The 9906-nt window shown below is 56.8% G+C and carries 8 protein-coding genes; 2 read left to right on the plus strand and 6 right to left on the minus strand.

The features are described 5' to 3' along the window. Positions 1-374 precede the first annotated feature (374 nt). Positions 375-548: a hypothetical protein gene (locus tag JJ869_RS19035; protein ID WP_292269577.1), complete on the plus strand. Its 174-nt coding sequence runs from the start codon at positions 375-377 to the stop codon at positions 546-548. 1 nt (position 549) lies between these two features. Further along, entirely contained in the window at positions 550-1206 is a 657-nt protein-coding gene (locus tag JJ869_RS19040; protein ID WP_292269579.1) for a VTT domain-containing protein, read from the plus strand. A 103-nt stretch (positions 1207-1309) separates the two neighbouring features. Here JJ869_RS19040 and JJ869_RS19045 read toward each other — a convergent pair whose 3' ends face one another. The 6 genes from JJ869_RS19045 to JJ869_RS19070 form a co-directional block, all read right to left on the minus strand. Then, entirely contained in the window at positions 1310-2191 is an 882-nt protein-coding gene (locus JJ869_RS19045) for a CopD family protein (RefSeq protein ID WP_292269581.1), read from the minus strand. 6 nt (positions 2192-2197) lie between these two features. Continuing rightward, on the minus strand, positions 2198-2557 hold the full coding sequence (locus JJ869_RS19050; RefSeq protein WP_292269582.1) for a copper resistance protein CopC: 360 nt from the start codon (positions 2555-2557) through the stop codon (positions 2198-2200). Positions 2558-2580: 23 nt separating this feature from the next. Next, positions 2581-3015: a cytochrome c gene (locus JJ869_RS19055; protein WP_292269584.1), complete on the minus strand. Its 435-nt coding sequence runs from the start codon at positions 3013-3015 to the stop codon at positions 2581-2583. Between the two features lie 77 nt (positions 3016-3092). Further along, positions 3093-3437, minus strand: a complete 345-nt coding sequence (locus JJ869_RS19060; protein ID WP_292269586.1) for a copper-binding protein — start codon at positions 3435-3437, stop codon at positions 3093-3095. A gap of 36 nt (positions 3438-3473) precedes the next feature. Next, positions 3474-6665 carry an efflux RND transporter permease subunit gene (locus tag JJ869_RS19065; RefSeq protein ID WP_292269588.1) on the minus strand — a complete coding sequence of 1064 codons (3192 nt, stop codon included), beginning with the start codon at positions 6663-6665 and terminating at the stop codon, positions 3474-3476. After that, on the minus strand, positions 6662-9094 hold the full coding sequence (locus tag JJ869_RS19070; protein ID WP_366510478.1) for an efflux RND transporter periplasmic adaptor subunit: 2433 nt from the start codon (positions 9092-9094) through the stop codon (positions 6662-6664). Before JJ869_RS19070 ends, JJ869_RS19065 begins: the two co-directional genes overlap by 4 nt. Between the last annotated feature and the right edge of the window lie 812 nt (positions 9095-9906).

Raw genomic sequence — 9906 nt, forward strand, 5'->3', positions numbered from 1 at the left:
ACGTCGAATGACGCTCAAAATATCCATGTCGATCACTCCAATGACCCCCGACAAATCCCGTCAGGGGGAGGGTTCCACATGGGTCAATTCTCAGTGACAATGTTGATCGTTGCTGGGTCAGTTCTCAGTGACATCCAACACACTTCGCTTTTGTTTGGAAACTAAATCCTGAGCGACTCGTGGGTATTCGAGCGTATCCGCAAGACTGCGCGTTCGGTCTGATCTGCTGTTGGCCTGAATCAAGCATGATGCTGGAATACTTCTCTGGCATAGAGCTTTCATGTGGAACGGACTTGCTGATCTGGCCTAATGGAGAGCACTGCAGTGCAGTTTCGGTCGTTTATCATTTGCCAAGCCTTCAGAAGGATTAATCAATGACTGACTCGACCGGCGGGATTTTCATCTTTGCATTGCGTGCAGACGTCCCTGTCAAGACGATGATGAAAACCAGGTTCAAAGCCGAACTTCACGCGATCGAGAATGTCGACTTCTTGATCCTTGCCGAAAAGGCCTCGCACCTTAATGCAATGCCCGTTGTCTCGAACTGAAATGAGGCTGCGCACGATCATCCTGATCGTTTTGGCGATCCTTGGAACAGCCTTACTGGGCACTTGGCTCTTCGCGCCGTCTACCTTCGCCTGGGCCCGTGACCTGATTGACAGCGAGCGTCTGGAAGAGCTGGTGGCGCGTGCCGGGTTCTGGGGCCCGGTGATGATCATCACTCTTATGACCGTTGCGGTCGTTGCCAGCCCTATCCCGAGCGCACCAATTGCGCTGGCGGCCGGAGCGGCTTACGGGCATGTCTGGGGCACCGTGTTTGTCGTAATCGGGGCAGAGCTTGGGGCGCTGATCGCGTTTGGCCTCGCACGGCTCCTAGGGCATGACGTCCTGAGGCGCGTTTTTGGTGACAGGGTTGACGCTGGACTGCTTGGTTCGCAGGCCGCATTGACCGCCACGGTGTTTGCAAGCCGTCTGATGCCGTTCGTATCCTTTGACATGATCAGTTATGCGGCCGGGCTGAGCCGTCTTCACGCATGGCGCTTCGCGCTTGCAACCCTCGCGGGCATCATTCCTGCAAGCTTTCTGCTCACACATTTCGGGAACGAGGCGGTCAGAGGAAACTTTGAACGCGTCACTTGGGCAACGCTTGCCCTTGGGTTGGTCACAGGCTTACCGCTGCTTTGGGTAGCGATGCGTAAACATTGAAAATGCGCTTGGGAGACGACCTGAACCCTATCTCTCATAGTCCCGTTCCATGGTGATCGTCAGATCGTTCAGGCGCGGCTCACAAAATATCCCAGTCACTTCTTTACTGTGGCGAACTGACCGTGCTCAGCGAGGCTGTGACCAGCAGGATGATTGCCAGCAGGATTGCTTCAATTTTGAGGGATTGGCTCATACGAATTCCAGAGCCAGACACCTCCCCCAACAAGTCAGGTGTCAGACGGAATTTGTTCCATGCAGCCAACCCCGAAACGCACGCAAAGAAGGCAAGTTTGATTGCAAAGAATTGGTTATACGCAGACGTAAGCAAGGACAGACGTCCCCCGGTCAGCAACAGAAGCGTTATAATCCCAGCCAGAACCAGGCCGGACAGGATCCACGTAGCCTTCTGTCCAAACTCTTCGGCAAGCGCCCCTGCATCCGCCAGTTTTCCCTGCGTGGAAAGACGGTGAAGCGGCCAGAAAACTCCGATCCAGAATGACAGGCCAAGAATATGGAGTGTAACGAGCCCGCCCAACAAAAATCGTGGCTCCTCCAGAGCATGGCCGCGCAGGGCAAAGGAGACTGCGACCAAGAACACTCCCAAAGCTGCCACACGGTACCAAATCCGGTTGCGCAGCAGGATCGTGCAGATCAATGCCAAACCAATCAAACGCAGGAAGATGGAATCTCCAAGCGGGCTGTCCATGACCATTTCGAGCATCATAGGCTCTGTTGCACCGGCCCACGTGCCGCCCATCAGGAAGCTTGCCCGAATGGGCAGACGCACGAGCGACAACGCTGCTGCAGCAACAGCCATCAGAGCGGCAACTTTTCTGAAGCGCTCTCGCTCAGTTTCTGGAAGGCTTCGCAAGGAAAGGATGACCAATACCGATCCAACGGACACCAGGGTGGTCGCATAGACCAGTGTCTTGACGCAGATAGACAGCCACGTGACGCCATCGGCAGATGCAAATGCGTCGAGCATGACCTCTTATTCGACCACTACGAAAGTAAACGAGCCTTGCATCGGGTGACCATCATCTGCCAGCCCTCGCCAATCCACAGTGTAGGTGCCGACAGGCAAGGCCGGGGGAATTGCATCAAAAACCGTAACCGGCTGCATGTCATCGTCACGCGCCAGATCATAAGCTTTGCCGTCCTGATCAGTCAGCGAAACAAGCGTCACGCGCATAGCCATGTCGAATGTCATTCCAACTGTTTCGGGGGGCGCGGTCAACACGGCCCCATCTGCAGGGCGCGTTCCTTGCTTGGAAGCGTGGGCATACGCTGCGTGACTTGTCAGTACGACGACAGCCAAAAGGGCAAACAGCGCTGCGCGGAAGATCGTCATAAAGGTGTCCTCGTAGATTTCGTTCAGTTGATACCGTTGGCACGTTGTAACGCACGTACATATGCGACAATTGTATCGACGTCACCGTTTGTCAGCCCGTCAACAGCCGGCATGTTGCCAAAAGGCCAGTGGTGCCCCCGGACGCCATTCATCACGGCGAGGTGGAATGCGTGATCACCGTGATGGTTCGGCTCGTAGATGATATGAACGAGCGGTGGTCCCATACCATCACGTCCAGCCGCGTTTTCTCCATGGCAGTCCGCACATTTCGCGTCGAACGCCCGCGCGCCAATCTGTTCCTTGTCGGTCAGATTCACAGGCAACGCTACTTCGACCAATGCCTGACCGGGTTCTTGTTGCGTTGTGGCGATTTGTGCAGGCTCTCTGACAAATATTGCCCAGCCAGCAATCATCAAAGCGGCAAGCCCGGCACCGGCAATCAATGAACGCATGTTCATGGTAGGACTCCTTTGGTAGTCGGTCGCAGGCAAGTGTTCAGATGACCTGCCTGCGACAAGGTTTGCTGTGTCCGAAGTTACTCGGGAAGCATTGCTCCAATCATGTACATGCCGTCATCACCCTTGATCAGCATGAGTGTTACGGCATCGCCCGCAGCGACTTCGCCCATCATTTGCGCGTCTGGTGCAAGAGCAAGATCCATGGTCATGGCTGGCCAGCCGATTTCGGGGATGGGGTCGTGGCTGACATTCGCCGAGCCTTCGGCGATGGAGTTAACGACGGCTTTCGTGTGAACCGCACCTTCCATCTGCACGTCCGTCATTGGCATGTTGGAGTGATCCATGGTGCCATGGTTCATTTGAGCAAACGCAGCAGATGCTGCAAAGAGAGGTGCCACGAGAGTCAGGGTAAGCTTTTTCATAAACAGTCTTTCAAGTTGTGGTGAGGAGTTTCAGGGTCATTCCGCTGGGACGGCACCGGGGGTTGAATCCGGCTTTGCCACAGAGGTCTGTTGCAATTCGCGATTGACGCGGGACAAAGCGAGCCGCTTCCAGATCACGAAAATCGAGGGGATCACAAAGAGCGTCAGCAGGGTTGCCGTCGCCATACCGCCCACCATCGGAGCGGCAATGCGCTGCATGATCTCTGATCCGGTGCCCGTGCCATACATGATTGGGATCAGCCCGGCGAAGATCGTTGCCACCGTCATCACCTTGGGCCGTACGCGCAGCAATGCCCCTTCGAAGACAACCTCTTCGACATCGGTGGGGGTCATCTTGCGGGCCTCGGATATCGCCAGTTTCTTGCGCTTCTCCCAAGCGAGGTTGAGGTACAAAAGCATGACGATGGCCGTTTCGACTGCAACGCCCGCAAGCGCAATGAAGCCAACGAGAACGGCGACCGAAATGTCAAAGCTGAGATACCACAGGAACCAGACGCCACCTGCCAGCGCCACTGGTAAGGCGGCAAGGATGATGCCCACTTCGATCACGCGGTTGAATGCCATGAAGAGCATCAATGTGATAATCAGCAGCGTTGCCGGGGCGACCAGTTTCAACCGCTCCTGCATGCGCTGGATATATTCGTATTGGCCAGACCACGTGATGGAATAGCCGGGTGGCAGAGTCACTTCCTTAGCGACCACGTCGCGCGCCTCGTTGACGTATCCGCCGAGATCACGTCCAGCGATGTCGATGAACACAAAGCCAGTGCGGCGGGCGTTTTCCGAGCGGATCATGCCCGGGCCGTCGACCACCTTAATCTCGGCAAGCGCGCCAAGTGGGATATGCGCACCCGATGGTGTGACGAGTGGAAGATCACGGAGCCGCTCGGGACTGTTTCGCCATTCCTGCGGATAGCGCAGGTTGATGGGAAAACGTTCGAGACCCTCGACGGACTCGGACACCTGCATACCGCCGATTGCGGTCTGCACCACATCCTGCACATCGCGCACGCTCATCATGTACCGGGCAGCCGCGTCGCGGTTGACGTCGATCTCCACAAATCGCCCACCGATGGGACGTTCCGCGTAGGCCGAGGCCGTGCCTTCGATACCCGCAACAACGCGTTCGACCTCAATGCCAATCTGTTCGATCACGCTCAGGTCGGCACCTGAAATCTTGACGCCCACGGGGGTCTTAATCCCGGTCGCCAGCATGTCGATGCGGTTCTTGATCGGCTGAATCCAGACATTCGTAACACCGGGGATCTGCACGACCCGATCCAGCTCGTCGCGGATCATTTCCATGGTCATGCCCTCGCGCCATTCGCTCTCCGGGCGCAACTGGATCGTGGTTTCGATCATAGTAAGCGGGGCCGGGTCGGTGGCAGTGTCTGCGCGCCCGAGTTTGCCATGGACGGTCAGGACCTCGGGCACAGTCGCGATCAGTCTGTCAGATTGCTGCAAGACTTCGCGCGCCTTCCCGATGGACACACCGGGATAAAGCGTGGGCATGTAGAGAAAATCACCCTCGTTCAGTTCGGGCATGAATTCGGTGCCGATGCGTTGGAGCGGCCACCACATGGACGCCACAAGCAGGCCGGCCAACATGGTTGTCGCCCACGGCCACGCAACAGCGGCATCCAGAAACGGGCGGTAAATCCAGATCACGATCCTGTTCAGCGGATTCTTGTGTTCGGCCAGTATCCGGCCACGGACAAAATACCCCATCAGCACTGGAACCAGCGTGATCGACAGGATCGCGGCGGCTGCCATGGCGTAGGTCTTGGTAAAGGCCAGCGGTTTGAAAAGTCGGCCTTCCTGACTTTCAAGCACGAAGACAGGCAGGAAACTGACAGTGATGATCGCCAGCGAAAAAAACAGTGCCGGACCCACTTCGGTGGCGCAGTCGGTCACGATCCGCCATCGGTTCTGGTTGGTCAGTTTTTCAGTCTCAAGCCGCCGGTGCATCGCCTCGATCATCACAATCGCAGCATCCACCATTGCGCCAATGGCAATCGCAATACCGCCAAGCGACATAATGTTGGCGTTCACACCCTGCAATTTCATTATGATGAAGGCTGCAAATATGCCCAGCGGCAGGGACAAAAGGATCACCAGAGACGACCGGATGTGCAGCAAGAAGGCCGCACAGACGAGGATGACAACGATGAATTCCTCGGTCAGCTTTTTCTGCAGGTTCTCGATGGCACGTTCAATCACGCCCGCGCGGTTGTATGTCGTGACGATCTCGACGCCTTCGGGAAGCGATGCGCGCAGTTCCTCGATCCGCGCCTCGACGGCCTTGATCGTGGCCAGTGCATTGCCGCCCCAGCGCAGGATCACGACGCCGCCCACAGCATCACCTTCGCCGTCCAGCTCGCCAACACCGCGCCGCATCTCGGGACCGAACCGAATGTCAGCCACATCCCCCAATGTCAGGGCAGCGCCCCTGTCGTTCACGATGAGGGGCGCCTTGGCAAGATCGGCCAAGTCGTCGACATAGCCGGTGGAGCGGACCATGAATTCAGCCTCGCCCATCTCGATCACCGATCCGCCAGTTTCGCGGTTGGCGTTTTGGATGGCATTGCGGATTTGCGTCAGAGTTACGTCATAGGCGCGCAGCTTGTTCGGATCGATGACAACTTGATATTGTTTGACCATGCCGCCGATGGTCGCCACTTCGGAGACGCCGTCGACGGTCTGCAATTCGTATTTGAGAAACCAGTCCTGAAGCGTGCGCAATTGTGCCAAGTCATGCCCGCCGGTGCGGTCGATCAAGGCGTATTGATAGATCCAGCCAACACCGGTTGCGTCCGGCCCAAGCTGCGGCGAGACACCTTCTGGCAGGTTTGCGGTGATTTGGCCGAGATACTCCAGCACGCGTGTCCGCGCCCAGTAAAGATCGGTGCCGTCCTCGAAAACAACATAGACATAGCTGTCACCGAAGAACGAAAAGCCACGCACATCGCTGGCACCCGGCACGGCCAGCATCGCCGTGGCGATGGGATAAGTGACCTGATCTTCGACCACCTGCGGAGCTTGCCCCGCAAAGGGTGTCCGCACGATTACCTGTACGTCTGATAGATCAGGAATCGCATCCACTGGCGTTTCGCGGATCGCCCAGACACCGGCAACGCCCATCATGATCGCCAGCGCGAGAATGATCACCCGGTTGGCGATGGAAGCGCGGATGATGGCCGGGATCATTGTGTCACCTCTGGGGCGCGTGCGCCGACCAGCGTCATGGAGAAGTCAGCATTACGATGCAAAAGCAAGGTGACTTCGGTCCCCACAGGAAGGGATGCAGGATCAAGACTTCCATCGACAGCGAAGTCCATCGTCATTCCCGGCATGCCGATTTCGGTCATGGGTCCGTGGGTGATGTTGGCCATGCCTGTGTCCATGTCGATGGAGTTCACAGTACCGCTGACTTCCATCGGGGGCTGTATCGGCTCGACTTCCTTGAGGATCATTGTCATCCCGTCCGGTCGTGCAAAGGTAAGCTCTGCCTCGACACCGATAGGCAGTGCCTTCGGGTCAAGCGACGGGTCCAGTGCAAACCCCATCGTCATCCCGGTCGTGCCGATTTCCATGATCGGACCATGGCTGATTGTTGCCATACGCGCATCGACATCCACCGCATCAATCGTTCCCGACACAATGACCGGTGGGGTCATGGGTTCAGCTGCGCTTAGAACCATCGTCATTCCATCAGGCCGGCTGAAGCTGAGCATTGTTTCAGTGCCCAAGGGAAGTCCCGCAAGGTCAAGCCCTTCTTCGATCGCGAAATCCATCGTCATACCAGGCATTCCGATTTCGACGATTGGCCCATGTGTGATGGTCGCCATTCGGTTTATCTGGTTCAGTGCGTCAATGATCCCAGTGACGGCGATCGCAGGCGCGACATCGGACATGGGTGCCGATTTGGTCATGTCCATGGTCATGGCAGGCGCAGTGTCCATTCCATCGGCGCGCACCGCGACGATGGTAAAGAGACCGTCATCGCCCTTGCTGAGGTCAAACTCGACCGGGGCATCCAATGGCACGGTGGCCGGATCAAAACCTGCAACCGGCATGTCCATTTCCATGGCCGGCCAACCAAGTTCCGGTATGGGATCATGCGACAGCGTCAGCTTGCCATCAGCGGTCACCGCCATCACCTTACCGTTCCCGGTCGCCGCGATACCGTCGTCATTGCCAAGGTCGATCAGGCCAAGTAGTCCGTCCGCCCCGCGCGCTGCACGAAAGGCGACCTGCGTTCCAGGAGTGAGGCGATCAAGCGCCACATCCGCGCGGACTGGAAAGCTGGAGGTCATGGCAGGCCAATCAAGACTTTCCAAGTTGTCATGTCGGATCGTTGCAATGCGTGCATCGCGGTCCAATGCGACCAATTCGCCAGCGCCGCGTGCGGGAGCGTCATCCGTTGGCGCCATGCGCATCAACCCTGCATTCAGAGCACTTTCGCTGTCGATCAGGAACTGCGCCGAGGCGACAACTTCCTCACCTGGAGCAAGCCCCTGAACCACCTCGGTGCGCCCGCCGCCGCCGAAATTGTCACGCAAACCGGTGGTGACAAGTCTTGGTATAAACGTGCCTTCGCCGGTCTTCAGGATCACCCGTTCAGCGGCCCCTGTGCGGATGATTGCTTCGGACGGAACGGTCAAAGCTGTTCGGCTCTGGGCCGGAAGAAGACTGACAGTGCCAAACATATTAGGTCGCAGGAGGCCTTCCGCGTTGTCGAAGCGCAGACGCACCGGAAGGGTGCGTGTTTTGGGATCCAGCTCTGGGTAGACGTAGTCGATCTTGCCTTCGAAGGTCCGCCCCGGAAGATGTTCAAATCGGGCGATGGCCCGCATGTCATCCGTCATCCGGGCAATATCGCGCTCGAACACATCCACGATCAGCCAGACCTCGCTGAGGTCTGTGATGGATACGGCCTGTGTGCCGGGCTGCAGGAACATGCCATCTGCGGCGGCAAGACCAATGACAACACCGTCCCGGGGCGCTTCGACACGAATACGCCGTGCAACTTCGCCGGTTTCCTCGATCTCTGCGATCTGGTTCTCGGTCGCACCGTGACTGCGCAACTTGGTTCGTGCGGCTTCGAGAGAAATTCCGAGACCTTCATTCTTCGAGCGAATGAAGTCGTAGCTCGCGAGAGCAAATTCCGGGGAGAACACTTCGAATAACACGTCGCCCTTGCGTACCTGATCGCCGACAGCACGCACATTCAGGACTTCGATCCAACCGTCCACACGTGTGTGGACATGGCTTGTCAGATGTTCATCATAGCCGACGAAGCCCACCGTTTCGATACGATGTGAAATCTCGGATACCTGCGCGAGCGCGGTACGCACCCCAATCGCATTGATCTCGGCAGCGGAAAGCGTCACCTCAGCGGGATCGCCAGTGGGTTCCTGTCCCGCGTAAACCGGGATCAAATCCATACCCATCGGGGACTTTCCCGGTCCGGGTTGGCGAAAATTCGGATCCATTGGCGCCACCCAATACAGCACCTCAGGACCATCACTCCCGGCCATGTCCGCCGGGTTGAGATGCAGTCTTTCTAAAAGGATGCCTCCGGTAACGCCTGTGGCAAGCGCCAGGATGCTTAGGGCAGAATATCGTCCACGCATGTGGTACCTCGGTGTCAACCTGAAACAGGGTCAGGTCGCCTCTCGTCGATCAAAAAGGCGGGCACTGGTCATGCACCAACCACTCGGAAGAGCGATCAATCGAGACGGGGAGGTCGGTCGTGAGGGATTGATGAACGCGAAAACATGGCCGTGTCATCGTTGAAGCGATGACTTTGATCCAACATGACATCATCGAATGTCGTGGTTTCCCAATCGCACGCGCTGTGAATACAGCATGAAGCAACTGAGCAATGTGCCATTGCACTATCGTCTGAGCATACGTCGACGGGCGATGAAACAGAAAGCAACGAGTCGGCCATTGTGCAGTGTGACTGACTTTCATCATGGAGCCAATGTTGATCATGCGCCCCAGTCGATGCCGAGCTTTCTGCGAATATCACGAATTGAGACACAAAAACTGTGAGGAAGAGCATCAACCCTACCATCCGTTTGGTCGCCAGAATGGCGAATCGTGCCAGCCGCAGTTCCATACAGAACGCTTAACCATGAAAATGGCAGGGGGAAATCAAATAGATGTGAGACAAAATATGTTCGCGGTGCGTTGGTCACCAGTGCGCATCACGAGATGCACATTTTCGTTCAGGACCCCACGAAGCCGAAATTTAGGTGGAATTAGTCGTTGGCATCTACGGTTTAAGACTTTATCGAACTCGGCGTATTTTGTTGAAAAACTCTTCCTTGATCGAAGTCTGAACTGCTGATTCAATTCCTGAAATCGAGGGGGAGAACCGGCGATGATGGGACCGAGGCAGGAAGCACAGGCGGCGCTGTTCTATGAGTTTTCGCTGGAA

The sequence above is a fragment of the Marivita sp. genome (genome assembly GCF_017643905.1).
In the GTDB taxonomy this organism is placed as follows: Bacteria; Pseudomonadota; Alphaproteobacteria; order Rhodobacterales; family Rhodobacteraceae; genus Marivita.